Annotated in this window: 23 protein-coding genes and 1 pseudogene; 7 read left to right on the top strand and 17 right to left on the bottom strand. The window is 48.5% G+C overall.

Features of this window, described 5'->3' with window-relative positions:
- Window positions 1-125 precede the first annotated feature (125 nt).
- Window positions 126-485: pseudogene (locus tag CWE11_RS07665) on the top strand (IS30 family transposase); the annotation flags it as partial.
- A 174-nt stretch (window positions 486-659) separates the two neighbouring features.
- Here CWE11_RS07665 and CWE11_RS07660 read toward each other — a convergent pair.
- The 10 genes from CWE11_RS07660 to rfaH all read right to left on the bottom strand — a co-directional run bounded on the left by CWE11_RS07660 (window position 660) and on the right by rfaH (window position 10,693).
- Window positions 660-1,928, bottom strand: a complete 1,269-nt coding sequence (locus CWE11_RS07660) for an O-antigen translocase (protein ID WP_126777025.1) — start codon at window positions 1,926-1,928, stop codon at window positions 660-662.
- A 24-nt stretch (window positions 1,929-1,952) separates the two neighbouring features.
- Window positions 1,953-3,086 (bottom strand): DegT/DnrJ/EryC1/StrS family aminotransferase, encoded by a 1,134-nt coding sequence (locus CWE11_RS07655; RefSeq protein WP_126777024.1) that lies wholly within the window; start codon window positions 3,084-3,086, stop codon window positions 1,953-1,955.
- A 547-nt stretch (window positions 3,087-3,633) separates the two neighbouring features.
- Complete coding sequence (locus CWE11_RS07650; protein WP_126777023.1) at window positions 3,634-4,131, bottom strand: acyltransferase; 498 nt, start codon at window positions 4,129-4,131, stop codon at window positions 3,634-3,636.
- A 146-nt stretch (window positions 4,132-4,277) separates the two neighbouring features.
- Window positions 4,278-4,670 (bottom strand): sugar 3,4-ketoisomerase, encoded by a 393-nt coding sequence (locus tag CWE11_RS07645; protein ID WP_126777022.1) that lies wholly within the window; start codon window positions 4,668-4,670, stop codon window positions 4,278-4,280.
- Window positions 4,671-5,537 carry a glucose-1-phosphate thymidylyltransferase RfbA gene (gene rfbA, locus CWE11_RS07640; protein ID WP_126777021.1) on the bottom strand — a complete coding sequence of 289 codons (867 nt, stop codon included), beginning with the start codon at window positions 5,535-5,537 and terminating at the stop codon, window positions 4,671-4,673.
- Window positions 5,534-6,616 (bottom strand): dTDP-glucose 4,6-dehydratase, encoded by a 1,083-nt coding sequence (rfbB, locus tag CWE11_RS07635; protein ID WP_126777020.1) that lies wholly within the window; start codon window positions 6,614-6,616, stop codon window positions 5,534-5,536. The genes rfbA and rfbB overlap by 4 nt, the downstream gene beginning before the upstream one ends.
- Before the next feature lie 46 nt (window positions 6,617-6,662).
- A complete protein-coding gene (locus CWE11_RS07630) occupies window positions 6,663-7,601 on the bottom strand; it encodes a Wzz/FepE/Etk N-terminal domain-containing protein (protein WP_126777019.1) in 939 nt (312 codons plus the stop codon).
- Between the two features lie 113 nt (window positions 7,602-7,714).
- A complete protein-coding gene (locus CWE11_RS07625) occupies window positions 7,715-8,884 on the bottom strand; it encodes a nucleotide sugar dehydrogenase (RefSeq protein WP_126777018.1) in 1,170 nt (389 codons plus the stop codon).
- 86 nt (window positions 8,885-8,970) lie between these two features.
- Window positions 8,971-9,993 carry an NAD-dependent epimerase gene (locus CWE11_RS07620; RefSeq protein WP_126777035.1) on the bottom strand — a complete coding sequence of 341 codons (1,023 nt, stop codon included), beginning with the start codon at window positions 9,991-9,993 and terminating at the stop codon, window positions 8,971-8,973.
- A gap of 205 nt (window positions 9,994-10,198) precedes the next feature.
- The gene (gene rfaH / locus CWE11_RS07615) at window positions 10,199-10,693 is read right to left on the bottom strand and encodes a transcription/translation regulatory transformer protein RfaH (RefSeq protein ID WP_126777017.1); all 495 of its coding nucleotides are present in this window, start codon (window positions 10,691-10,693) and stop codon (window positions 10,199-10,201) included.
- Between the two features lie 355 nt (window positions 10,694-11,048).
- Between rfaH and pgi the strand changes: the two genes are divergently transcribed.
- The 3 genes from pgi to CWE11_RS07600 all read left to right on the top strand — a co-directional run bounded on the left by pgi (window position 11,049) and on the right by CWE11_RS07600 (window position 13,884).
- Window positions 11,049-12,569, top strand: coding sequence for a glucose-6-phosphate isomerase (pgi, locus tag CWE11_RS07610; RefSeq protein ID WP_126777016.1), 1,521 nt, complete (start codon window positions 11,049-11,051; stop codon window positions 12,567-12,569).
- Between the two features lie 290 nt (window positions 12,570-12,859).
- Window positions 12,860-13,051: a hypothetical protein gene (locus tag CWE11_RS07605; RefSeq protein WP_126777015.1), complete on the top strand. Its 192-nt coding sequence runs from the start codon at window positions 12,860-12,862 to the stop codon at window positions 13,049-13,051.
- A gap of 32 nt (window positions 13,052-13,083) precedes the next feature.
- Window positions 13,084-13,884: a hypothetical protein gene (locus CWE11_RS07600; protein WP_126777014.1), complete on the top strand. Its 801-nt coding sequence runs from the start codon at window positions 13,084-13,086 to the stop codon at window positions 13,882-13,884.
- Between the two features lie 440 nt (window positions 13,885-14,324).
- On the opposite strand, the gene CWE11_RS07595 is transcribed toward CWE11_RS07600, so the two are convergent.
- Window positions 14,325-14,570 (bottom strand): hypothetical protein, encoded by a 246-nt coding sequence (locus CWE11_RS07595; protein ID WP_126777013.1) that lies wholly within the window; start codon window positions 14,568-14,570, stop codon window positions 14,325-14,327.
- 273 nt (window positions 14,571-14,843) lie between these two features.
- Here CWE11_RS07595 and CWE11_RS07590 point away from each other — a divergent pair, with 273 nt between their 5' ends.
- Window positions 14,844-16,244, top strand: a complete 1,401-nt coding sequence (locus CWE11_RS07590; RefSeq protein ID WP_420808390.1) for an MBL fold metallo-hydrolase RNA specificity domain-containing protein — start codon at window positions 14,844-14,846, stop codon at window positions 16,242-16,244.
- Window positions 16,245-16,317: 73 nt separating this feature from the next.
- Here CWE11_RS07590 and CWE11_RS12100 read toward each other — a convergent pair whose 3' ends face one another.
- Window positions 16,318-16,659: a hypothetical protein gene (locus CWE11_RS12100; protein WP_157981321.1), complete on the bottom strand. Its 342-nt coding sequence runs from the start codon at window positions 16,657-16,659 to the stop codon at window positions 16,318-16,320.
- 316 nt (window positions 16,660-16,975) lie between these two features.
- Between CWE11_RS12100 and CWE11_RS07585 the strand changes: the two genes are divergently transcribed.
- Both CWE11_RS07585 and CWE11_RS07580 read left to right on the top strand, forming a co-directional pair.
- On the top strand, window positions 16,976-17,518 hold the full coding sequence (locus CWE11_RS07585) for an ImmA/IrrE family metallo-endopeptidase (RefSeq protein ID WP_157981320.1): 543 nt from the start codon (window positions 16,976-16,978) through the stop codon (window positions 17,516-17,518).
- Window positions 17,519-17,531: 13 nt separating this feature from the next.
- Window positions 17,532-17,960: a hypothetical protein gene (locus CWE11_RS07580; protein WP_126777010.1), complete on the top strand. Its 429-nt coding sequence runs from the start codon at window positions 17,532-17,534 to the stop codon at window positions 17,958-17,960.
- An 86-nt stretch (window positions 17,961-18,046) separates the two neighbouring features.
- On the opposite strand, the gene CWE11_RS07575 is transcribed toward CWE11_RS07580, so the two are convergent.
- The 5 genes from CWE11_RS07575 to CWE11_RS07555 form a co-directional block, all read right to left on the bottom strand.
- On the bottom strand, window positions 18,047-18,334 hold the full coding sequence (locus CWE11_RS07575) for a type II toxin-antitoxin system RelE family toxin (protein ID WP_126777009.1): 288 nt from the start codon (window positions 18,332-18,334) through the stop codon (window positions 18,047-18,049).
- A complete protein-coding gene (locus CWE11_RS07570) occupies window positions 18,324-18,575 on the bottom strand; it encodes a type II toxin-antitoxin system Phd/YefM family antitoxin (protein WP_126777008.1) in 252 nt (83 codons plus the stop codon). Before CWE11_RS07570 ends, CWE11_RS07575 begins: the two co-directional genes overlap by 11 nt.
- 249 nt (window positions 18,576-18,824) lie before the next feature.
- Window positions 18,825-19,469: a hypothetical protein gene (locus tag CWE11_RS07565; RefSeq protein ID WP_126777007.1), complete on the bottom strand. Its 645-nt coding sequence runs from the start codon at window positions 19,467-19,469 to the stop codon at window positions 18,825-18,827.
- Window positions 19,470-19,592: 123 nt separating this feature from the next.
- Window positions 19,593-22,616 carry a M66 family metalloprotease gene (locus tag CWE11_RS07560; protein WP_126777006.1) on the bottom strand — a complete coding sequence of 1,008 codons (3,024 nt, stop codon included), beginning with the start codon at window positions 22,614-22,616 and terminating at the stop codon, window positions 19,593-19,595.
- 678 nt (window positions 22,617-23,294) lie between these two features.
- A complete protein-coding gene (locus CWE11_RS07555; RefSeq protein WP_126777005.1) occupies window positions 23,295-24,788 on the bottom strand; it encodes a YfcC family protein in 1,494 nt (497 codons plus the stop codon).
- Between the last annotated feature and the right edge of the window lie 2 nt (window positions 24,789-24,790).

Genomic DNA, 24,790 nt, shown 5'->3' with positions numbered 1-24,790 from the left:
CAGGCTTCAAAAAAGTGGACGATGCCCATACGCAACTGGAAACCGGCAATGGCGCAGTTCGAGATTATGTATCAGGATCGGATTTAACAGTGCAATCAGCCATTTACACAAAATCTTTTACAGTCTCCTTAGAACGAAAAAGCCTCTTCTATGTTACCCGTAAGGTATTTAGCAAAAATGCAAACGAAGTTGCGGATGCTTTGATTGAAATGTTACAACCTTGTCAATCACTTGTGCAGACGATTACTGCGGACAATGGTTTGGAATTCGCCGAGTATAAGTGTATCGCCAAGGCTTTAGATGCAGATGTGTACTTCGCTGACCTGTATGCGTCTTGTCAGCGAGGCGCAAACGAAAATGCAAATGGTCTATTGCGTCAATATGTTCCGAAAGGCACCAGCTTGCGGACATTGACCAATGATATGCTAGCCAAAATGCAGCAGCGTATAAACTACAGACCACGTAAAGTTTTAGGGTTTAAGTAACCACATGTGATTTTAAAAGAGCAATTGCAGTACGCGCAAAGCGAGTGTTGCAGTTATTAGTTGAATCTAGAGTAATATTTTCAAGATCTCTTTCCCTTTCCACAATATCCCCTTCGTTCTGAATGCCCTAACTAGTAAAGAGGTAGTGCTTACATAGCGTTCTCATAAGATATTCTAAGCAGTATCCTTTAGTGTGTTTTTTAAAACACTCTTACCAATAAAGACACTCATAACCAACCAATAAATCGCGTAGTTAATTGTGTGCGCTATCGCGACGCCTTCCAAGCCATAACTATTTGTAAGTAAATACGTCCAACCGTAAAACCCTGCTGCAAAGAAGATCTGACTAGCTATAAATAACTTCATCATAGCTTTACCAAGCATTAAATAAGCCAATATCCAGCTCCCAATCTTCAGTGTATCCCCAACCATTTGCCAAGCAAAGAGCTCACGCATGGGCATAAAGTCTTCGGTAAATAGAACAGTAATAATAACATCGCGTAGATAATAAATAGCTAAACCACATGCAGCTGCTGCGGGCAGGATAATTTTGTAACCTTGAACGATTTCCGCTTTTATTTCCCTTGGGTCTTTCAGCTCCGACAGTCTAGGTAAGTAATACAGACTTAAAGTTGTAGTTACGAGCATTAAGTATGCACCACTCAAGCGCCACATTGCCTCCCAGTACCCCGCTGCTTCCGGCCCTAGAGTTTCTCCAAGATGTGTCCGGATCAGTATGTGACTTACCGGTATACAAGCAGCAGTAGTCAAGGCCATTGCTGTGAATTTGCTTAAATTAAGTAAAATCTGCTTATTCAAGCTTCCAAACAAATAGCTCAATTTAAACCAATCTGCTTTGTAGCAAAGATATAGTGTAATAATAAACGAAAAGGATGGATGAATCGCCAGTGCAGTCAGTGCACCAAGTAAACCAAACTGAATTGCTAATATGCTTGTGACTACTAATGACAAAAGGCTTCCTGCAATGTTGGCAATGATGTAGCGGTGGATTTCTTTTTTGCCATTTAGTACTGCGAGTAAAAGTGTATTAAAAATAAAGAAGAGAAGCGTGACTGAGAACCAGATAAAAACAGTGTTGTAACTTTCGTCCCGTAAAAACCAGAGCGCTATTTGCTTGCTGAATACAGTTACCCCTATTCCAGTAATAACTGATCCGAGCACAGCAATTGTGCCGGCAGTGCGCCACACTTGCCGCTGTTTCTCTTCATCGTTATGGTATTCAGCCGTGTACTTCACCACTCCGGTATTAATGGCACCGCTTGCAAAAGTACTAATCATTTGCACAGCGTTTTGAAAGTTACCTATGGCTGCATAACCTGCTGGACCAACGTAGATAGCGAGAATCTTGTTGAGCCCAAGCATGGTGAACATCTTTATCACTACTGCAATGCCGTTGAGCAGGCTAGTTTTTATTAGTGTCACAAGATTAATTCTTGATGAGTAATTTTAAATTTTGAATATGTTTATAGCTGCAATCACTTTTTTGACGTCTTCCATCGTAACGGTCGGCCCCATTGGCAAGCTCAGCACCTGCTGGTGAATTATCTCCGACACTGGATAGCTTTGCATATTCCACTCTTTATAGGCTTGTTGCTGATGCGGTGGGATTGGATAGTGAATTAAAGTATGAATGCCATGTTTTAGCAAGTGCTTTTGCAAGGCTTCCCGCTGTTCGCAGCGAATGACGAACACATGGAATACATGAGCTTCGTTCACTAATTTTGAATTACTAGAGTTCAATCCTGACTGAATAGCCGGCAGTGTGATTGCAGGATTAGATATGCCATTTAAGTAGGCTTGAGCTATTTTGCGGCGGTGTGCTGTTTCGGTGTCTAGATGTTTTAGCTTGACGCTGAGCATAGCCGCTTGGATTTCGTCTAGGCGGCTGTTGGAGCCTTGAAACAAGTTTCTATATTTCTCGTGCGAGCCATAGTTTCGCAGTGCGCGCAGTGTTTCGGCTAGTTGGTCATCGTTGGTCGTGACTGCACCGGCATCGCCTAATGCTCCGAGGTTTTTACCCGGGTAAAAGCTGAAGCCACTGGCATCGCCCCAGTTACCCGCCTTTCTACCGTTTAGTTCTGCACCATGGGCTTGCGCGGAGTCTTCCAGAACCAATAAATTGTGACGCTGAGCAATATCCGAAATTCTCGGCATGTCCGCTAACTGACCGTAAAGATGCACAGGTAAAATGGCGCGTGTTTTAGCTGTAATTGCAGCTTCTGTTTTGGCTGGGCAAAGGTTATAAGTTGCTAAATCAGCCTCAACCAACACCGGCACAAGGCCGTTGGCACTAATAGCTAGGATGCTGGCAATGTAGGTGTTGGAGGGAACGATCACCTCATCACCCTCTTTGAACTTGCCCTGCTCTTTCCAAGCACGCAGGGTCAGAACAAGTGCATCAAGGCCATTGGCCACACCGATTGCATGTTTAGTGCCGCAGTAGCTGGCGAACGCTCGTTCAAACTGTGCGAGTTCATTGCCAGCGATATACCAGCCAGAATCGATAACGCGGATACAGGCGGCGATAAGTTCGTCACGATATTGGCCGTTGATGGCTTTTAAATCTAAAAAAGGGATCATTTAGCTTATTTTCTCTTTTAATCTATATTTTTCTTTGAACACTGATTCTAGGGGTATTTCAAACAATAAATCCAGTTATGTTTCAGCGGCTTGATTTACACCCATCTTTTATCAAACAAAATTACATTAGCATTTTCTTTTCTAACATCAAAATGAGATTTCGTATAGCCAAGCTCTTCAAAACCAAATTAATACACCAAAAAATCACTTTTAGTTTTAGCAGAACGGGTTTTATCTTTGTCTAGTATCCAGTTGCACCAGCAAAAAGAATCTTCACGCAAATCGTAGACTCTTAACGTGCCGCAAGTTTCTCTATCCGAGCGTTCAATAATGCAATAGAAATTTTTTTTAGCTGCTTCGTCTGCTTTGTATCTTCTTATCAAGCCTTTTTGTATTTGCACATCTAGGTTTACACTGGATAGAAACTTATTGTATCGTTCGACCAAACGCAGCTTTTAAATAAGCCAGCATCTGATTCTTCGACATAACGTATGCGAGTAGTTTTGCTGGTTAGTGCCTTCATGCTGTGTACCTCGCAGCATAAAAGCTACTTACTCTGCCTATTAATAGTGTTCATGGCTAAATCCTTATTTTGTTGAATTATTTTTGCTGGATTACCAACCACAACTGCATAATCAGGTACATTTTTAGTAACAACTGCACCTGCACCGACTATCGCTTTTTTACCAATAGTAATACCCGGTAAAATGGTAGCGTTCGCCCCGATACTACAACCTTCCTGTAAAGTTATGCCTTGAAAAGCTTCGGGATATTGTTTAGAGCGAGGTGTTTTGTCATTGGTTAATGTGGCATTGGGACCAAGAAAAACATTGTCCTCTATTCGCGTACCATCCCATATCTGCACCCCTGACTTTACGGTAACGTTGTTCCCGATAATGACATCGTTTTCAATCAGTACATGCGCGTTTATATTGCAGTTTTTCCCCATTACTGCGCCTTCCAAAACCACGCAAAATTGCCACACTTTGCTGTCTTTACCTATATTCTTACTGTGTACATCAGCTAGCGGATGAATGTAACTCATAAAATTCAGAACCTGTCATAAATGTATTTAAGTTAGGCATAAAGTTTAGCTTTAGATTGTCATGTCGCTGCGCTTCTAGCATTAATGGAAATATTAATTTTTGCCAGCAAAGTGGTAGAGTTCATCTTTTCCATTTAAAATTCAAATTAAGCATTCACGATCTTTTTGAACTCATCATAATCACGAATATAATCAGCTTCATCATAATGTTCGCTGGCTAGCACTAACAATAAACAGTCTTCACTGAAGTCGTGCATTTCCCCCCAAATCAGGGCATCTTGAAATAGGCCTTTACTGGGGTGATTTAGCTCATAAGTTTGCTTTACTTTGCCGTTATCCAGCGTAACCTTGCAACTACCATTAACGGCTATTAAGTACTGCTGAATGGCATGGTGTGAATGCTGCCCGCGCGGAACGCCAACTTGAGTTCCAAAAATATAAAAAATACGTTTAATTTCAAAAGGGATATCTATACCCGCCTCTAATGCGACTAGCTTACCCCGATGATCACCTAAGATCTTATGTTCTTTAATCGACATTTAAGCGCTCACTAATTCCAATAAGTACTGCCCATAACTATTTTTACTAAGCTGCTGACCTATACGCCTTAAATCTTCTTTGCTAAGCCAGCCATTATTGAAGGCTATCTCTTCTAAGCAAGCAATTTTATAGCCTTGGCGTTTCTCAATGGTTTCGACAAACATACCAGCCTCAAGCAAACTTTCGTGTGTACCGGTATCCAGCCATGCAAAGCCACGGCCAAGCAACTCAACATCTAAATCGCCGCGCTCTAAATAGGCTTGGTTAACGCTTGTAATTTCTAACTCGCCACGCTCTGAGGGTTGCACTTGTTTGGCGATTTTCACCACATCGTTATCGTAAAAATACAGGCCTGTCACGGCATAGTGTGATTTTGGTTTCCGTGGCTTTTCTTCAATGGAAATCACACGTTGATTCTCATCGAACTCAACGACTCCAAATCTCTCGGGGTCTTTGACTTCATAACCAAACACAGTTGCACCACTTGGTTGCTTGGCAGCATGTTTAAGTTTGGGACTAAAGCCTTGACCGTAAAAAATATTGTCGCCTAGTACCAAGCAAACGCTATCGTTGCCAATAAATTCTTCACCAATTATGAATGCTTGTGCAAGGCCATCAGGGCTCGGTTGTTCTGCATAGGAAAGCTTGATGCCAAACTGTGAACCGTCTTTGAGCAATTTCTTAAAGTTGGGTAAGTCTTCAGGTGTAGAGATAATAAGTATCTCATTAATGCCCGCTAACATGAGAACAGAAAGTGGATAATAGATCATGGGTTTATCATAGATAGGAAGCAACTGCTTCGACACTCCCATAGTGATGGGATACAAACGAGTACCCGAGCCTCCTGCCAATACAATTCCTTTCATACCCTTTCTCCCTTTGTGTGAGATTGCCCCAGACGCTCTCGCTGGTAGCTACCGTCTTGCACGCGTTGGCACCACTCTCTATTCGATATATACCATTCCACCGTTTTACGTAATCCTGATTCAAAAGTTTCTTGAGGTTTCCAACCTAGTTCGACTTCGATTTTAGTTGCATCAATCGCATATCGAATATCATGTCCTGGGCGGTCGGCCACAAAGGAGATTAAATCTCGATAACTCGTTACGTTTTCTGGTTTGCTGGGTGCTAACTCTTCTAGCAGTGAACAAATAGTTTTTACTACCTCAATGTTCTGCTTCTCATTGTGCCCACCAATGTTGTAGGTTTCCCCTACTTTTCCTTCCTTCACGACTGTCAGCAGCGCGCGCGCATGATCCTCTACATATAACCAATCTCGAATTTGATTACCCTTACCATATACTGGCAATGGCTTGCCTTCTAAAGCATTCAATATCATCAAAGGGATGAGCTTTTCCGGGAAATGATAAGGGCCATAATTATTTGAACAATTCGTGATAATAGTGGGTAGCCCATAGGTACGTTGCCAAGCTCTCACCAAATGGTCGGAGCTTGCCTTACTCGCAGAATAAGGCGAGCTTGGTGCATAGGGAGTGGTTTCTGTGAATAGGTCATCCGTCCCCTCCAAGTCACCGTAAACCTCATCCGTTGAGATATGATGAAAGCGGAAGCTTTGCTTCTTCTCACTACTTAGCCCTTGCCAATACTTGCGAGCGACCTCAAGTAATGTGTATGTCCCCACAATATTGGTATGGATAAAATCAGCTGGACCATCGATGGAACGGTCCACATGACTTTCCGCTGCTAGGTGCATCACTGCATCGGGTCGATGTTTTTGGAAGACTACTTCTAATGCGCTCGTGCTACATATATCAATTTTTTCAAACGCATAACGCTCGCTTTCTGCAACACTAGCTAAGTTTTCAAGGTTACCCGCATAGGTCAGTTTATCGACGTTTACAACTTTATCCGTTGAGTTGCGGATTATTTCGCGTATTACCGCGGATCCTATAAATCCCGCGCCACCAGTCACTACAATCTTCATAATTTTTATGGTTCTTTATATAAGAATAAACTTACTAGTTTTAAGATTAACTTCGGAAAATATTGATCGCTAGAACGATAACAAGACCAAGAAAGCCACCCAAAAAGGTTCCAATGATTGCAATCAGTGCTCGAGAAGGTTTGGCGCGCTGCTCAGGGATAACGGCAGGGTCTAAAACTCGAAAAACATACTCAGGACGGACATTAGCTAACATAATTGTCTGAGTTTGTTGTTCGAGAAGGGAGGCGTAAACCTGTTGTGTGTTTGCTAAACGCGCTTTCTCGAATTCATTTTCGATATATTGAATACTACGCTCTGCTTCCTCGATGTCTCTTCTGCGCATTTCATTATTGATATCTTCAATCAACCAATCGACCCAATTCTTGGCGACGATGGGTGATTGATGCTCAATAGAGAGTGACACAATACCCGTTGCAGTATCCTGACTAATTCTTAAAATTTCTCTTAATTCTTCGACAAGCTCCCACGCAGTCGGAATCGTTTGTTTGGGGTGCCTTACTTCACGCATCCAAGTTTGGGTTTGTGCATTATAAATCTCTGGGTCATAGCTGATTTCACCCGTGCGTGGGTCCCATTTCTCGACAGCTATGAGATCAGGAGCGATTTGTCGACGCTCCGCAAAGTCCGCGAGAAATGCGCGCGAGCGCATAATTTCTTGCGCCATACGCGCGTTATCCACTTGACCGCGGGGGAGATTCACACCGGCAAGGGATGCTAGGCCACCTAGCTGCCCAAGGCTTCCGATACCATTTCCTTGGCTCTCTTTGGTGGGTGCTAGTTTCGCTTCGGCTTGGTAAATATTGGGAAGGCTCAATGCATAGAGCACAGAACCCACTGCAAACACAAAGGTGACCACAATAATGATCCATTTACCATTCCAGAGAATGCGAAATAGTTCGCGGAGGTCGATCTCGTCGTCGGCGAGTTGGCGTGTGGGTTGGTCAGGATTTTGATGTTGAGTCATTGGGTGTTCCTGAGATATGCGTGGAATTTGGGTTGGTGCTATGCCGAGCGGTGCACGGCCTACGATTATATTCCTTCGGGTTTACGTCCGCGCCGTGCGGTGTACGGCCTACGTTAATCACTGTTGAATAGGTCTCGGGTATACACTTTGTCCTGCACGTCTGTCAGGTCATTCGACAGTCGGTTGGACACGATAACGCAGGCGGTGTTTTTAAATTCTTTTAAATCGCGGATCACGCGCGAGTTGAAGAAGTGTTCGTCTTTGAGTGCTGGCTCGTAAACTACCACTTCAATCCCTTTGGCTTTAATCCGCTTCATGATGCCTTGGATTGCTGAAGAGCGGAAATTGTCACTTCCCTCTTTCATAACCAAGCGATAGATACCCACCACCTTCGGGTTTCTAGCGATTACGGCATCGGCAATGAAATCTTTGCGGGTGCGATTCGCTTCCACAATGGCCTGGATCAGGTTTTGCGGAACGTCGTCGTAGTTAGCCAACAATTGCTTGGTGTCTTTCGGGAGGCAATAGCCACCGTAGCCAAAGCTTGGGTTGTTGTAGTGGGCGCCAATCCGTGGGTCTAAACATACGCCATCGATAATTTGGCGTGTATCTAAGCCGTGAATTTCTGCGTAGGTATCGAGTTCGTTGAAGTAAGCTACGCGGAGCGCTAGGTAAGTATTAGCAAACAATTTTATTGCTTCTGCCTCGGTGCTGTCTGTAAACAACACGGGAATATTTTGAGCGATCGCACCCTGCTGTAAGAGGCTCGCAAAAACCTCCGCGCGCTCCGAACGTTCCCCCACAACAATGCGGCTAGGGTACAAGTTATCATGTAGTGCTTTCCCCTCTCGCAAGAATTCTGGGGAAAAGATGATGTTGTTAGTATTGAATTTTTCTTTAAGTTCTTTCGTGTAGCCTACCGGTATAGTGCTCTTAATCACCATCACTGCACTTGGGTTTACATCCATGACCTGTGAAATAACAGATTCTACCGAGTTCGTGTTAAAGAAATTTGATTTTGGGTCATAGTCAGTGGGCGTTGCGATAATCACATACTCAGCATCTTCGTATGCTGATTGAGCATCGGTCGTTGCACTCAAATAAAGCGATTTATTGGCTAGGAATCGCTCAATATCCTTATCCTGAATTGGTGATTTCTTATGATTCAGCAACTCAACTTTCTCTGACACCACGTCTACTGCTGTGACTTGATTGTGTTGCGCGAGTAAAACTGCGTTCGAGAGGCCTACATATCCCGTTCCTGCGACAGCGATCTTTTTCATCCCATTACTTCTTCTTATTTAGCGGTAAACAAACTGCACCAGTGAAACCCAAAACCTCAGCAAAAATAAGCTTTCTCGTTAATTGTCTAAACACTCTGAAAATAATCACGGTACCAACGAACAAACTTGGGAATTCCCTCGTTCAACGAGTAGCGAGGTCGATAATCGATTGCAGCAAACAAGTCTTCTGTTTCCGCCCATGTCGCCACCACATCCCCTGCTTGCATACCTCTTAACTCTTTTTCCGCTTTTTGGCCAAGTTCTAGTTCAAGCGTATTGATAAAATCCATCAGCTTTGTTGGACGACCCGCACCAATATTGAAAATTTTATACGGAGCACTGCTTGTATCCGCCGCGCCGTCCTCAGGAGACCAATTTGGATTCCGTACCGGAATAACCGGGATGAGTCTGACAATTCCCTCTACGATGTCATCCACATACGTAAAATCACGTTCCATCTTTCCGTGGTTGTTAACGTGAATCTTATCACCCTGCACGATCGCCTTTGTAAAAATCATCGGCGCCATATCCGGGCGTCCCCATGGCCCATATACCGTAAAGAATCGAAGCCCCGTCGTTGGTATGCCGTACAAGTGTGAATATGTGTGACTCATCAATTCATTAGCTTTCTTGGTTGCAGCATACAAACTCACTGGATGATCAACTGAATCTGCCGTTTTGAATGGCATCTTTGTATTCATCCCATACACCGAACTTGAACTTGCATAAATAAGGTGTTTAATTTTGCTATGACGACAGCCTTCTAAAATGTTTAGATGACCGACCAAATTCGAGTCAGCATAGACATGCGGATTTTGCAATGAGTAACGGACACCCGCTTGAGCTGCAAGATGAATCACATAATCAAACCCAACGTCAGCAAAAAGCGTCGCTACACCTTGACGGTCTGCAATATCTAGCTTTAAGAAATGAAATTTTTCCGCATTCTCATGCTTCTCAAGTTCATTCAAGCGTGCCTCTTTTAACGACACTTCGTAATAGTCGTTGAGGTTGTCAATGCCTACCACATCGAAACCATCACTCAACAGGCGCATACACGTATGAAACCCGATAAACCCAGCAGCGCCTGTAACTAAAACTCTATTCATGATGCTAATTCGTTTCTCATTCTTAAAGGTTTGAAATTCCACTCTCCAGACACGCTACCGCCCTTAGGTTCAGGGCCCTAAATCCCGAGGAACGTTTGGTTGCGGCCCAACGCGGTGCGTTGGCTACGCGTTGTCTTCTCCTGCCCAACGCGGTGCGTTGGTCACGTGTATCCAGCCCATCGCGCCGTTACAAAACGTGCGTTGGTTACGGTTTCGTTAAGCTTTGTGCTTCAATTTCTAGTTGTTGCTGCTTGCCGAGCATCTCGAGCAGCACAATGCAGCGGTCTTCGCCTTTTGGCATTTGGTACACCGCCTGCAACCCAGCAAACGCCCCGGATATAATAGTCACAGAGCTGCCTGCGGCGAACTCTGGAATAACATCATTTTGAGCGCTTTCTTCCGCCGTTTGCCGAATCTTTGCAATTACAGCCGTCGGGACTTTGGCAAGATTCCCCCCAAAACGCACAACGCCGCGAACACCACGCGTGCTTCGCAGCGCATTTAAATTCATTTGTTCAGGTTCAGCTTCAATAAAGACGTAATTGGGGAATAAAGCTTCACGCACGAGCTTACGTTTGCCTGCAACACGTTTTTGTTGGGTAAACATGGGACACAAGGCACGAAAGCCCTGGTTTTCAAGATTTGCGATGGCACGCTCTTCCTGGCGTGCTTTGCAATGGAGTACATACCATGCCGGCATAATTCCGATACATCCTTAAATATCGCGAGATAAAACACGGCGAACTCCTGTTCGCACACTGACCGTCCCTGGGCGCAACAAACCCGTTACCTTATTCTCATTTTTCTATTCGGAACGGCACAGATTGTACGTTATTTTCGGTGCCCGTAAAAGGCCCAAAAGCCACAGAATATCAGCAGAAAAACAAAAACAAGGCTTGAACCGAGCCCTACCTCACGAATACTATAAATCTTAAATTTCAAAGGGCGCGTATGTTACCTACACTCTAGGTGAACCGCCGCATACGCTCGGTACGCACAACCGACCGAGCCATCAACACGAACTGTTAACATAAGTGATAAAAGGACTTAGGCCCATGAACGACACCCATCGCTACAGCGAATCTCACCTCACCCGTGAGACATTCCGCACCGAGCTCAATGGTTTAGTGTACGATTGGAGCTATCAGTTCCTTACCCACGAACAACTTCGTGATTACGCCCAGTATAAACTACCCGAGGACTTTGCGACAAAACGTGACGCATTGTTGGCAGGTGAATACCTTAACATCTCCGAGAGCCGCGAAGTCGCCCATACCCTCTCGCGCGGCAAATACTCGGTGGTGCGTGAAGGTGAAAAATCAAAGTTCGTCCAAATGGTACGCAAACTGCGCTCCGGCAAATGGCGGGGCGCCACCGGCAAGCCGATCACCGACATCGTCAATATCGGAGTCGGCGGCTCCGATCTCGGCCCCTTGATGGCCTCGTTTGCGCTACGCGAATTTGCCACCGACATTCATGATCACCACGTTGATACCCATTTCGTCTCCTCCATGGACGGCGGCCAACTCTATGCCGTGCTGCCTATTTGTGATCCCGAAACCACCCTGTTTATTATCTCCTCGAAGTCCTTTGGCACCATCGACACGTTCGCCAATGTCGATACCGCCCGCGAGTGGATGCTCGAGCATTTCGAGCCATTAAACTTAGGCGTTAACGATTGGCTTGAGCACCACATTATTGGCGTTTCCGCCAACGCCAAGAAAATGGACGCCTATGGTATTCCGGCGCCCCACCAGCTGCTCTTCCCAGAGACCATCGGTGGACGTTTTTCCCTGTGGTCGGCGATAGGCCTCTCGATTGCCACCACCTGTGGCGTGCAAGTATTTCAACAAATGCTTGAAGGCGCGCGCCTAATGGACGAGCACTTTGCCACAGCCCCTGTGGATGAAAACATCCCCATGCTGATGGCCTTAATTGGGGTGTATAACCGCGAGGAACGCGACATCAATAACTTGGCAATTTTGCCCTACGATGGTCGCTTTCGAATGCTCCCTTCCTATTTGCAGCAGCTCGATATGGAATCCAACGGCAAGCAATACAATGCCGCCAACGAAGCGATAGATTACCCGACCGGCCCGATTGTCTGGGGTGGTTTTGGCCCCAACGGCCAGCATGCGTTCTTCCAGCATTTGCACCAAGGATATGATCAGTTCACTGCAGATTTTGTGTTAGTGCTGCACAGAACCGATAAACGTTTTTCCAAACGTGTCCAAACATCGCTCGCCGAGCAACAGCGCTTGTCCGTGGCCAACTGCTTGGCCCATCGTCGCTTGATGGCTTTTGGCTCAAAATCCGACGTGCCGTCTGAGAACTACCCGGGCGGACACCCGACATCACTGCTCGCATTGCGCGAGCTGACCCCCGAGAGCTTTGGGGCGATCATTGCCGCGTATGAGCACAAGATTTTTACTCAAGGGGTGATTTGGGGACTGAATTCATTTGATCAGCCCGGTGTGGAAAAAGGCAAGCAAGTGGCCTTGGATACGTTCAAGGCCTTGCATGGGGAAGATATCTCGTTCGACCCATCCACCGATGCGATCATCAAGATGGTTTGATGGGTTGGAGCCTTGCCCCAACGCGGTGCGTTGGCTACCGGTGCGTTGGGTTGGGTTCGACCCTGGCCCCAACGCGGTGCGTTGGTTACGGGTATGGTGTATGTAGCCAACGCAATGCGTTGGGTTCGAATCTGGCCCCAACGCAATGCGTTGGTTACGGGTATGGTGTATGTAGCCAACGCAATGCGTTGGGTTCGAGTTGGGTACATAGCCGCGCCAAATTTGCTAAAAACAGGCTCTATGTGTATCTTTTAAACACAGTTGGTCGCTTTAAACAGGGAGATCATGTTATGAGCAAACAAGCCAATCAAAAAGCTCGCGTTCTCGTTAGAAACGATGGCGGATTTGAGCTAAACATAGCAAACGAACAAGTTCGAAAGGACTTCGTGCGTTCGCTGCACTCATTTGATGACACCAAACTGATGCAAGCGATGCGTCGCCTATCAGACGCGCAGGAAAATGCGAAAGCATCTACTGGGTAACTACACCTATTCATCAACAAGGACAACCACGGATGGTAACCTTTTCTCTCGTTATTTTACTGATATCGTTTGTGGGCTTTATATCAATAAAATACAGCCCTGACGGTGGTATCAAAATCAAGCGCACACCAACCGCACTGCTTTCTATGCAAATTATAGTAAGGGGCGTTGGCTTTTCTGTTCTTGCAGCTTTTTTCACATATATTTTTGCTCATCTTGGAAACTCTCTTGCAAAGTTCTCGGGCGGACGTCAACATCTTGGACTTCAAACCTCGTTGAACGCGCAGGCTGCCGGTTTTGACGTTAACCTTACTGCGGGACATCTCCTGTTTCTTTTATTCTTACTTATCATTCTGTTTTTAAATTCAAAGGCCTGGCAGCATCTGAGTTCCGATCACGACGACAATAATATAGAGCGCCATACAACTAACGAGATGGAGAAATTGTTTCTTGGTGCATTACGGAAGGAGAATGAGACCCCGCTTGGTACCTCTTCGGCTGCACTTCTACGAGTTAACTTAGATAACAGAAAGGTTTATATCGGGAATTTGATTAAATCAGATCTTGAGCAAGGAGAACTGGAGAATATCGTTATCGTGCCGTTCTACAGTGGTTATCTCGATGAGTCGACACTTGAGTTGACCTTAACGGAGTTCTACCGCGAGCACTACACCTCCAAGTTTCAGAAGGAAGACACGCCAAATCAAACACAACTTGAACTCTTTTTGGAGCAATATGCTGTGACGATTCCAGCTAGCAAAATTATTTCAGCGAGCATGTTTCAAATCGATGTTTTTACGGCTTTTTTAGATAACAAAACCCAAAGAATTTGAGCAACTTTCCACGTTGCTCCGTTATCAATCCGGCCCCGCTCCCCGCACCCAGCCATCATCTTCTGACTAAAAGTTCCCATGCGTACCTTAATGACTATTTGTTTCATTTTATCGGGCGCATTTACGGTCGCGACATCTGTCAATCGGCAGGCTATGGATATGGATCCTAATATTGATCTTAACCCCGAGACGATCGAGTGGGTGCTGTTTAAGCGGCAAGCTTGGTTATCTTCCAAACGCTGTAACATGGATCGAGTATCAGATCTGATGAACATCGCCCCACCACGGTGCACGTGATGTAGCCAACGCATGGTCCGCAACGGTGCGTTGGGTTCGAGCCTGCCCCCAACGCAATGCGTTGGCTACGGGATGAAAAAAGGGCCGAACTATATCAGTCCGACCCCCGGGTCCCCCGATGACCCCAAGTTAAATGCTTTCACTCAACGCAAATTCAACGCTTTAACATGCGCAACGAGCCACGTATCCGTTGCTTTCAGCTCTGTGATTCGTCCGTCAGGACTATAAATGCACGCATGCGTCGCCTGCTCTGTTTTATTGAGTTCTTTTAACACCGTTTCCGTCACAACAAACACAGACTGCGTCGACGGGACCTTCAATGTAAGTACCACCTGATCTCCGACCATGATGAGTGCCTGAAAGTTCTGTTGATTCATGATCTCGTTCATCTCTTTCCCTAGATTAAATGCAACCCGTAAGGCTGGATTTGCGTTGATTTTCTTGCATGTCCGTTAACTTCATACAATAACCTGAGATTTCCATCACACAAGTCAAAAATAGGGGAAAACCCCTAAATGTTTGAGGAACTGACTATTTTGAAAATTATGATATGGTGATGTAACCAACGCATGTTCCGTAACGGCGCGTTGGGTGCGGGGCCGATATGATCACAGGTACCGAGACGATACGTTGGATACGACAAATAAGGGAACAACATGGACGTGAAATTACAACACCACGGGGCGCGAGTCGGTGTCACTGGCTCGTGTCACGAACTTTGGTATACCGAGACCGACTCGGTTCTGATCGATATTGGCCTGTTTCAAGGGGCGGAAACCTCGCCCGGCTCCGCCACACAAGACAACCAAGCTGTCGATTTTCCGCTTGATAGCGTGCGTGCGCTGATTGTCACTCATTGCCACATCGACCACGTCGGTCGTCTGCCCTGGCTTTTAATTGCCGGCTTCCGTGGGCCAATCTACTGCACCGAAGCGACCGCTCACTTACTCCCTCTGGTCATCGAAGATGCCCTCAAAGTCGGCATGACCCGCAATGGCGCCTTGATTGCACAAGTGGTTGGGCTTATCCAAGAACTTCTGCGTCCTGTGCGCTATGAAGAGACCATCACTGTTGCCGAGAACCTTGAGATTTCATTTCATCAAGCAGGCCATATCCTTGGTTCATCTTTTGTGCGGTGCCGGCTGCCAAACAGCAGGCGCCAAATTGTTTTCTCCGGCGATTTAGGCTGTAAAAACACCCCCCTTTTGCCAGATCCCGCTCCCCTCCCCGCACACACCGACTACCTTGTGCTGGAAAGTACCTACGGGGATCGTAATCATGAAAATCGCGCCGAACGGGCACAACGATTGCAAGCCATTGTTGAACATTGTGTCGCGGATCGCGGTGCGATCTTAATTCCCGCATTTAGCATTGGGCGAACCCAAGAGTTGCTCTATGAACTCGAGGATATTATTCATCGGGAAGGTAGCAATCCAGACTCGCCCCACCACGATACTTGGCGCAAGATGACCGTGATTGTGGATTCGCCAATGGCGGCACAATTCACCCAACAATATCGGCGTATGAAAGAACTCTGGGATGAAGAGGCAACGCAACGGGTGCACGAGGACCGTCATCCACTCAACTTTGCGCGGCTCCATACGGTAAATGGCCACGAGGAGCACGAGCGGATCGTCAATTATTTGCGCAGTACGGGCGATCCCTGCATTGTGATTGCCGCCAGCGGCATGGCCACCGGTGGGCGCATGGTGAATTATTTACGGGCGCTGTTGCCAGATCCACGCACGGATGTCTTGTTTGTCGGCTATCAAGCGGCCGGCACACCAGGGCGTGATATTCAGCGTTATGGCCCGCGCGGAGGTTGGGTTGAACTCGAGGGCCAGCGAATCGATATCAAAGCGCAAGTGCATACCTTGGGCGGCTATTCCGCTCATGCAGATCAGCAGGAGCTGATGGAGTTTGTCGGGAATGTGAAAACCGGTGACGCCTTTGTCCGCGAGGTTCGCTTGGTGCATGGGGATGTTGACGTGCAACGCACCTTTGCTGACAAGCTTCAGCGCGTATTTCCCAAATTAACCGTGTCCTGCGCCGCCGACACGTGATGCGGATCACCGATGACCGGGCGGTACGACGGATGTAGCCAACGCAATGCGTTGGGTGCGGGGTAGATGCGTTTTATCGGGCCGTGGCCCAACGCGATGCGTTGGCTACGGTGCGCTTGATGTAGCCAGCGCAATGCGTTGGGTGCGGGCCGATATGATCACGGATGCCGGGGCGATACGATGGATGTAACCAACGCACTGCGTTGGGTCCGAGGTATATACGTTTTATCGGGCCGTGGCCCAACGCGGTGCGTTGGCTACGACGTAATGGATGTAACCAACGCAATGCGTTGGGTGCGGGGCCGATATGATCACGGATGCCGGGGCGATACGATGGATGTAACCAACGCAATGCGTTGGGTCCGAGGTATATGCGTTTGATCGGGCCGGGACCCAACGCACCGTTACGGAACATGCGTTGGGTCCGAGGTATATACGTTTTATCGGGCCGGGGCCCAACGCGGTGCGTTGGCTACGGTGCGCTTGATGTAGCCAACGCAATGCGTTGGGTCCGAGGTATATGCGTTTGATCGGGCCGGGGCCCAACGCGCCGTTACGGAACGTGCGTTGGGTTCGGGGTATATACGTTTTATCGGGCCGGGGGCCCAACGCAATGCGTTGGGTGTGGGGTATATGCGTTTTATCGGTGCGGGGCCGATATGATCACCGGTACCTGAAGTGGTGGTCATTGCGGATACCCTAACGGCATCTAGATGCGCGAATCGAGGAATATGTTACAATATGGAACATCATCAAAAGGAGATTGTATGTCTATTCGACGCGCTGAAGCCGCCGCACAGAAAGCTCTCGAGATAGCATGGGATGAAAAATTCCCGATCGATCCCATTGCCATCGCGCGCAAAATATCGGTTCAAGCACAGGAGCAAAGATACGCTATCCAAATGATTGGTGTGTCTAACGAAGATTTAAACGGGGCTAGTGGCAGTGCAGAGTTCTCTGCAACTGATGGTTACATCTGCAAGTTCAATAAAGATGAGTATGGTGCTCGAAGTCGCTTCACTCAAGCTCATGAGCTTGGCCACGTGATATTGAACCACGTAAACGAAGAGACAACCCTGCTAAGAGATGACCGTTTTATCAACTCTGATGCTAGAGAAACTGAAGCGAACGCGTTTGCCGCCGAACTTTTAATGCCAAAAAAACATATGCCAACGCTGCTTAAACGCGCATCGTCGGTGTCGTCACTTGCTCAAGAACTGGGTGTTTCTGTCTCTGCTCTCAGTTACCGTCTGAAAAATTTGGGATTACTTTAAATAGGAGGACAGGATGTCCGAAGAAAAGCACGATCTTGCTGGCAGTGAAGAAGAGGATTTGACACTCGCTGCTCTCAGAAACCACGAGCTGGGAGAGAAGCGTGCAAAGCAGCGGGTCTTTTACACTGCAGCCATTATGAGCTCAATACTTGCCCTCTCTTCATTCGTTATGGTCTTTTGCCATGTCGCAAATTTCATGACGATCTATCAATTCCATGCTCACCTGGGTAATGGAATTAATGAGACAACGTCTTCCCTTGCCCCATTTTTGATTCTCTTCACGCCAGTTACCATTTTTTCTACTCTCTTTGTCATCACATTTATTGCAACGATGCGGTTTGTGGCGGCATATGTGAATGACAGGGTTAGTTCGAGAACCGAGGACAGCACGCAAAATCAGGCACTCATGGCATCCATCCCTATTGTTGCTCAGACATCATAATGCGTTGGGTGCGGGGCCGACATGATCACCGATGACCGGGCGGTACGATGGATGTAGCCAACGCACCGTTACGGAACATGCGTTGGCTACAGGGCTCGGTTTTTTAAGGAGGTGTAAACTTTGCCTTTCTCTCGCTTACCAACGGCTAAAACATACACAACAAGCTCATCATCAATCACCTCGTAAACTAATCGATATCCAGCTGTACGAAGTTTAATTTTATAGACTGAGTCATAATTCCTTAGCTTGTCTGCCAGTACACGTGGGGTTTCGAGGCGCTGGGCCAACTTCTTTTTGAATTGACTTTTGATCGGGGCAGCGAGCCTTTCCCACTCCTTGAGCGCTGCAGGAACAAAGCGCAGCTTATAGGTCATCCAAGGACACCGCTATGGCTTTATCTTTATCGGCACGGCGTTCCTCGACGAGTTTCGTCAATTCGTAGTCTTCAATTGTGTCCATCAGCGCTTCATAAGTTTCCGCCGGGATCAGATACGCTGCAGGCTTGTTGTGATTCAGGACCGCTATGGGTGAGCCACTTGCCTGCGTTAGTAATGCCGTTGGATTCTTCTTCAGCTCTGAGATACTTACAGAGAAATCAGCTAACACTTGGCGCATTAAGACCTCTTTTAAAATCTAAATAATGGTCTTATTTTAGGTCATATTTAATGTTCGTGCAAAGGATTTGACCAACGCGCCGTTACGGAACATGCGTTGGGTCCGAGGTATATGTGTTTGATCGGGCCGTGGCCCAACGCGGTGCGTTGGCTACGACGTAATGGATGTAGCCAACGCAATGCGTTGGGTGCGGGTTATATGTGTTCTATCTGGCCGTGGCCCAACGCGCCGTTACGGAACATGCGTTGGTTACAACATCGCTTGTCGGACGACGAGGTGGTTGCGTAGGGTCACGACAAATCGCGCGCCCGCGGGCATGTCGTCTATCGGCGCACAGGCTTCTGAGTCTGCTGCATCGGCAAAGAGTAAATGCCGTTGCTGGTCTTCGTAGCGCCAAGCGAACGCGGCATGTGGGAAGGTATCTGCAGGCCACTCAAAACACACCTGCCCGTTGGTTTGGGTTGCCGTCAATTCTCGCAGAAGCTCATCTTCAAAGTCTGGGAACGTATGCTGTGTGGTTTCAAAAATCAGATCCGGCCCGTAGAAAATCCGCAAGCTGTAGATGTCCTTCATGGGGATGCTGATCTCAAAGAGCTTATCGGTGCCCCGCGACATTTGCTGCACGTCAAAGGTGTATTGATTACGGACCCCATCGCTGGTTTGCGTGGCCATTGTATACGGCCCTGTGCTCGCCCGCGCCGGCGTACGTTGGGGAATGACCTGACGAATGTGGACGCCACTTTCATCAATCTTCCCTGAGATCACCATGCTTTGGGCTTCTTCGAGCCAGGTTGCACCGTTGCCTTCCGAGCGGGTTTGGCTCGGGCCGCAGGCGGTGAGTGTCAGTGCAGCACCGAGCATTGCAGCGAAGACGACGCGTTGTGTGTGATGCATAGTTTTCGTCCTTTTGTGTCTGGGCCCCAACGCTGTGCGTTGGCTACGTTTTGCTTGATGTAACCAACGCATGTTCCGTAACGGTGCGTTGGTTACATATCTAGGCCCAACGCTGTGCGTTGGCTACCTCGTGGGTTGCATATCGACGGCCAGCAGCTCGGTATCGTTGCGCAAAATGCGCAGGCGCACAATATCCCGAACCTCAGTGAAGGCGGAGAAGATTCCCCCTTGGCTACCATCGGAATAGGAATCCGCGAGCATTGCGACCGAGGCATAATGCAAGGCGCCTTGCGAATCCTCAATTTCAAGCATAAATGCACTTGAGCCAAATGTAATATCGCGCGCCGAAATTTCGTTTTTACTTACAATTCGAGTGCGCCCCAAAGGCTCAATCACGCCATTGATTTCCAACACCGTTGGGCTTGAAGCCAAGCTCGACATATCCTGGGTTACTTCGGCAACAGCCGTTCCGGTAAACGGCAGCGAAGGCGTTCGACGCAGGTAATCCATGGCTTTCTCGTAGACCCAATCTGAGATGTGCCGCGGGTGACAATAACTCATCAAATCGGTGGTATTCGTCGGATTAAAGACAATGTTGTTATCGAGACCAACACCAACACTGCCCAACTGATTCGGATCATAGGGGAAATCGTTCTCCACACCCTCCGGCCCACCACAGTTGATATGGCCAATTGAGAAGTTATGCCCCAGTTCATGACTGAAGGTATCGGAGTCCTGCTGATCCCAGGTTACACCAGAAGTCCCCGGACGATACGCCATACCTGCATAACGCTTATCCTCGATCGCGTTACGATTAAAGAACCCGTGATAGTGCTCTTGTGCTCCCTCAGCATTGCGCAAATCACGCAGCACGATTAAGAGGTCTCGCAAGTCTTTCACATTGGCGTTGGCGGGAACATTATACGGCGCTCGCACTCGAATATTCACCTCACTGAGCGGCCAATGGCTTTCTAGCATATCGCGCATCCATGCTTCGCTTGGCATATTTGGAGCGGTGCCACCAATCACCATGGGCACGGCCGTAATATAGAGCGGAATTGGCTCAACAAACGTGGGCGTGTGTTCGTAGAGAGTCTCCCCTCCCACCTCAACTCGGATTTGTAGTCCGTCTTGCATCTGCGCTGCGGGCACTTCCACATGATAACTTTGGTTGAGCGAAATGTAGTTCGGCGTGCTGCCCAAGCTCGACGGCTTATTCATGGTGAGGGTTTGCGTGCCATTCACACCACTTAAGCGGAGCGTCACATCCGGTGGCGTGACGCCCGTTTCACTCAGTAACTCCACCCGATACATGGCGGCGCGGTTAGGAACCAAATATGGGTTGCGCTTCAGCACAGCTTGTCCCCAGTCCGCGTTGGCCAAGAACAAGGCGCGATCACGATTTGGATTCAGTGCTTGCGGAGTATTCACGCGCACCGGCGCATGCAACCCATCATCCACCACCAAACTCACCCGGGCGTGGTCGAAGAATGTTTCTAACTCGAGTTCACCCGATGCAGGACACGATTCTACTACCGCATGAGGTACCCGTGTTGTTTGGCGTTGCAGGTTGATGTGTAACTCACAGGTGGCGTCTTCTGGACTCACCAAGTTCGTAATATTCCACTGTGCGACAATATTCCCCGCGTCATTGAAGTCCATCACGATATCCGCAATTGGCCCTTGATCTTCCGGGCAGTCTTGACGCGTCGTGAAATCGGGCAAGTAGGTCATCACCCCGCGTTCTGCAAGGGTCTCGTCTACACGTCGGCTAATCGCTTGCGTCGACGAAACGCATCCAGAGTAATAGGCGATGCTATCCTGTCCAAGGCCGCTTTCGAGTAATGGGCGTAAATCGGTTACCCGAGTCGATTGCAGATTGGCCACATTCAGTGAGGCCAAACTCGCAAGGCCTGAAATATCGGAAATCGTTGTGAACGAGAAGCGCAGATCAATCATATCTGAGAACGACTCAATTCCGTCTAAACGCTCAACATTGGATTCCTCAATGTGCAGGCGCTCAAGGGGCGCCCCAAACAATGCATCAATCCGAGAAACAGCGGTGCGATCGAGTAGAACCGTCTCAAGAGGCAGACCATGCAACGGCGAAATATCACTCAAGTCGCGGTTATTGTTGAGCTGCAGGGTGTGCAAATTCACCGCATGTTCAAGGCCCACCAGTGAGGTAATGTTCCGTCCATTGGCGTTGAGTTGCGTCAAATTCGCCATTTGCTCGCGTGTAACGCTCACTGGGGTAATATTGAGTGCACTTCGCACGGAATTTCGCAGATTGTCATCTTCAAAATAAACGAGGCTATCATCAATAAACTGCGCCTGAATGCCGCAGTCTTCGGTCATGGGCGCAGTGGTGAATGTCAGTCCATCGAGGCTGCCGCCACATCCGGAGACTCCGACTAATTCATACCCTTCGTCGGGAGTAAACTCGAACGCGAGTGTTTCTTGGAAGTTGGCCTGCTTTTCTTCTGCATCCACCGAACCTCCGCCATGAACGATGACGCTCGCAGTATAGAACACATCATTACCGGGCAGATCTGCTTGGACCTGCACAGTACAGGCGGCGAACAGGGGTTGGGTACGAATCCGGAAACGCCGATCGCCAAGATCTTCCGGCTCTTCGGTGGCACAGCCGGTGATCTCGGTGATGCTATAAAACTCATTAAGCTCCGCGGTGAACTGAGTCGTTTGGCCGCTCTCAATGCTATTGCTGCTGGGGTTGATGCTCCCCGCTTCTGGATTGATGCTGCTGCGAATGGTGAGCTGTGCGACACGTGCTGTCGCAGAGACGGTACACGGGCTATTAATCGGGCCCGTTGTGTAAACCCCATCGCTGTAACTTCCGTTACATCCTTCGATTGTGCTCAACTCAAAGCCGCCCGAGACTTGGACATCAAATGCCGTCGTTTGACCTTGGGGAACTTGAGCGGAAGTGGGTGCGAGGGTGATTCCCTCATTCGTACTCGTGGATACAGTAAACGTGGTTGTCGTGCCGCCTCCGCCCCCGCCGTTGCCACCGCCAGAATCCCCACCATCCGATGAGCCGCCACCACAGGCGGAGAGTACGAGTGCGCCAAGGAGGCAGCTTGTTAGTTTTAGGGCAGAGAATTGAGGATGTTTCGGATCTTGCATGTGTGTTTCCTAACGCTTGACGAACACACACCCAACATCTTGATCGTTGCTACATGCTATTCGTACTTACTAATCGAAACACCATCTTAACAATTTCGACGAAAACATCACCTTTAGAAATGTAAACAAATGTTGATGGATGTGGGGTATATGCGTTTTATCGGGTTGGGGCCCAACGCGGTGCGTTGGCTACGACGCAATGGATGTAACCAACGCAATGCGTTGGGTGCGGGGCCGATATGATCGCGGATGACCGGGCGATACGATGGATGTAACCAACGCAATGCGTTGGATGTGGGGTATATGCGTTTTATCGGGTTGGGGCCCAACGCGGTGCGTTGGCTACGACGTAATGGATGTAACCAACGCAATGCGTTGGGTCCGGGGCCGATATGATCGCGGATGACCGGGCGGTACGATGGATGTAACCAACGCAATGCGTTGGGCCCGGGGCCGATATGATCGCGGATGACCGGGCGATACCATGGATGTAACCAACGCAATGCGTTGGGTGCGGGGTATATGCGTTTTATCGGGTTGGGGCCCAACGCGGTGCGTTGGCTACGGGGCCGATATGATCGCGGATGACGGGGCGGTACGATGGATGTAGCCAACGCAATGCGTTGGGTCCCAGGTATATGTGTTTTATCGGGTTGGGGCCCAACGCATTGCGTTGGGTTAGTACCCCACCAGCACGGCGATGGAAAGCAACACGACGCAACATACGATATAAATCCCCACCAACGGCATCACGAAACGTGCCCACGTCGACCATGGCACCTGCGCAGTCGCGAGATACGCTAACAAGGTTCCTGAGGTTGGGGTGAAAATGGTGCCAATGCCGTTACCAAATAGGAACGCGAGAACCGTGGTATTCGGCGTAAGACCAACCAACTGTCCAATTGGCCCCAAAATCGGCATGCTGACCGCCGCCTGACCTGAGGTTGAGGGAATCATGAAGTCCAGCATCAACTGCGACACAAACATGCCTTGCACGGCAAGCAATTGATTATCCTCTCCCACCAAACCGGTGAGTCGAAAAATCACCGTATCCATGATTTGACCATTTTGCAGCGTAACCGCTATTGCAAAGGCCACACCAATCAAAATGGCAGCGAGCAAGATCTTGCGCATCCCTTCGACGAAGGCATCCGCAGCTCCACTCGCCCCCAGCCCGCTTATCGATGCAAGCACCACCGCGAGCCCAATGTAGTAAGCGGTCAATTGCTGGTTGCGCCAGCCCCAAGACGTCGATGCATACACCAAGAGAGCAATCCCAAGACATAACACCACGAGCATCGCTGCGTGCCTTAAACTCAAACGCGACGTATCAAATTCAATCTCTGCATTGGGATCAAAGCCTTCGCGCTTGATCATCACCATCATGAAGATAATCCCCACAATCGTGAACACGAAAAACGCGACCAAGCGCATACTGATCCCACTGAACACGGGAACATCCACCAGCGGCTGTGCCACCGTCAGTGCGACAGGATTCGTGACCGAAGCAAGGAATCCTGCTTTCACCGGAATAGTCAGTATGGCCAATCCCATCAGCCGGGACATGCCCAGTCGACGGGCCATCTCCACCATGAGCGGGATCACCAGAAGGTATTCAGACGCAAGTCCTAGGAAGGTACTGCCGGCGGCAAACACAAACATTAATGAGGGAACGAGAACGTACACATTTCCGCGTACCGCACCGAGTAAGCGCTCAAGGCCCGCATGCACAGCTCCTGCCTTGGTCAGAATCCCAAACATCCCGCCAATAATGAGGACCATAAAAATTAGATTTGCACCACGTTCTAAACCTTGTGGAATCGCGAGTGCCAACTGCACGAGGCTGACCGGCTGGGCCACCTCGGGATCATCCCGGAAGCGGAATAAATTAGTGAGGGAGTTATCTTTCTCGAGGCTTTGATACGAACCCGGCACGACTAAATTGCCATCTCGCTCAAACTGCCCAGCGCCCACCAAGTACGTCAATGCGCCAGCGAGCAATAGAATACTGAGCAAAACAATAATGGGGTTGCTGCCACGCTTCTCTGTCTGTCGGTGCTTCGCTTTGAGGGCTTTTTGAGGCGCCCCATCGTCTGATTTTTGCAAACGGGCTGCAATTGTTTCTTCATGCGCCGAGCGCTGCTTTGAGCCCGTGGAGTCTGGATGCGACATCA

Source organism: Aliidiomarina sanyensis, assembly GCF_003987175.1.
GTDB lineage: Bacteria > Pseudomonadota > Gammaproteobacteria > Enterobacterales > Alteromonadaceae > Aliidiomarina > Aliidiomarina sanyensis.
Note: the sequence above shows the minus strand (reverse complement) of the source record. Positions and strands in the feature narration are given on the sequence as shown.

What these genes read in the sequence shown, in the direction of transcription:
- rfbA (WP_126777021.1), bottom strand. Translation starts at nt 5,537, where the DNA reads ATGAAAGGAATTGTATTGGCAGGAGGCTCGGGTACTCGTTTGTATCCC.
- CWE11_RS12100 (WP_157981321.1), bottom strand. Translation starts at nt 16,659, where the DNA reads ATGTTCCGTAACGGTGCGTTGGGTCCCGGCCCGATCAAACGCATATAC.
- CWE11_RS07560 (WP_126777006.1), bottom strand. Translation starts at nt 22,616, where the DNA reads ATGCAAGATCCGAAACATCCTCAATTCTCTGCCCTAAAACTAACAAGC.
- CWE11_RS07625 (WP_126777018.1), bottom strand. Translation starts at nt 8,884, where the DNA reads ATGAAAAAGATCGCTGTCGCAGGAACGGGATATGTAGGCCTCTCGAAC.
- CWE11_RS07645 (WP_126777022.1), bottom strand. Translation starts at nt 4,670, where the DNA reads ATGTCGATTAAAGAACATAAGATCTTAGGTGATCATCGGGGTAAGCTA.
- rfaH (WP_126777017.1), bottom strand. Translation starts at nt 10,693, where the DNA reads ATGCCGGCATGGTATGTACTCCATTGCAAAGCACGCCAGGAAGAGCGT.
- CWE11_RS07650 (WP_126777023.1), bottom strand. Translation starts at nt 4,131, where the DNA reads ATGAGTTACATTCATCCGCTAGCTGATGTACACAGTAAGAATATAGGT.
- CWE11_RS07630 (WP_126777019.1), bottom strand. Translation starts at nt 7,601, where the DNA reads ATGACTCAACATCAAAATCCTGACCAACCCACACGCCAACTCGCCGAC.
- CWE11_RS07600 (WP_126777014.1), top strand. Translation starts at nt 13,084, where the DNA reads ATGGTAACCTTTTCTCTCGTTATTTTACTGATATCGTTTGTGGGCTTT.
- pgi (WP_126777016.1), top strand. Translation starts at nt 11,049, where the DNA reads ATGAACGACACCCATCGCTACAGCGAATCTCACCTCACCCGTGAGACA.
- CWE11_RS07570 (WP_126777008.1), bottom strand. Translation starts at nt 18,575, where the DNA reads ATGCGCCAAGTGTTAGCTGATTTCTCTGTAAGTATCTCAGAGCTGAAG.
- rfbB (WP_126777020.1), bottom strand. Translation starts at nt 6,616, where the DNA reads ATGAAGATTGTAGTGACTGGTGGCGCGGGATTTATAGGATCCGCGGTA.
- CWE11_RS07575 (WP_126777009.1), bottom strand. Translation starts at nt 18,334, where the DNA reads ATGACCTATAAGCTGCGCTTTGTTCCTGCAGCGCTCAAGGAGTGGGAA.
- CWE11_RS07565 (WP_126777007.1), bottom strand. Translation starts at nt 19,469, where the DNA reads ATGCATCACACACAACGCGTCGTCTTCGCTGCAATGCTCGGTGCTGCA.
- CWE11_RS07595 (WP_126777013.1), bottom strand. Translation starts at nt 14,570, where the DNA reads ATGAACGAGATCATGAATCAACAGAACTTTCAGGCACTCATCATGGTC.
- CWE11_RS07580 (WP_126777010.1), top strand. Translation starts at nt 17,532, where the DNA reads ATGTCCGAAGAAAAGCACGATCTTGCTGGCAGTGAAGAAGAGGATTTG.
- CWE11_RS07655 (WP_126777024.1), bottom strand. Translation starts at nt 3,086, where the DNA reads ATGATCCCTTTTTTAGATTTAAAAGCCATCAACGGCCAATATCGTGAC.
- CWE11_RS07620 (WP_126777035.1), bottom strand. Translation starts at nt 9,993, where the DNA reads ATGAATAGAGTTTTAGTTACAGGCGCTGCTGGGTTTATCGGGTTTCAT.
- CWE11_RS07585 (WP_157981320.1), top strand. Translation starts at nt 16,976, where the DNA reads ATGTTACAATATGGAACATCATCAAAAGGAGATTGTATGTCTATTCGA.
- CWE11_RS07555 (WP_126777005.1), bottom strand. Translation starts at nt 24,788, where the DNA reads ATGTCGCATCCAGACTCCACGGGCTCAAAGCAGCGCTCGGCGCATGAA.
- CWE11_RS07605 (WP_126777015.1), top strand. Translation starts at nt 12,860, where the DNA reads ATGAGCAAACAAGCCAATCAAAAAGCTCGCGTTCTCGTTAGAAACGAT.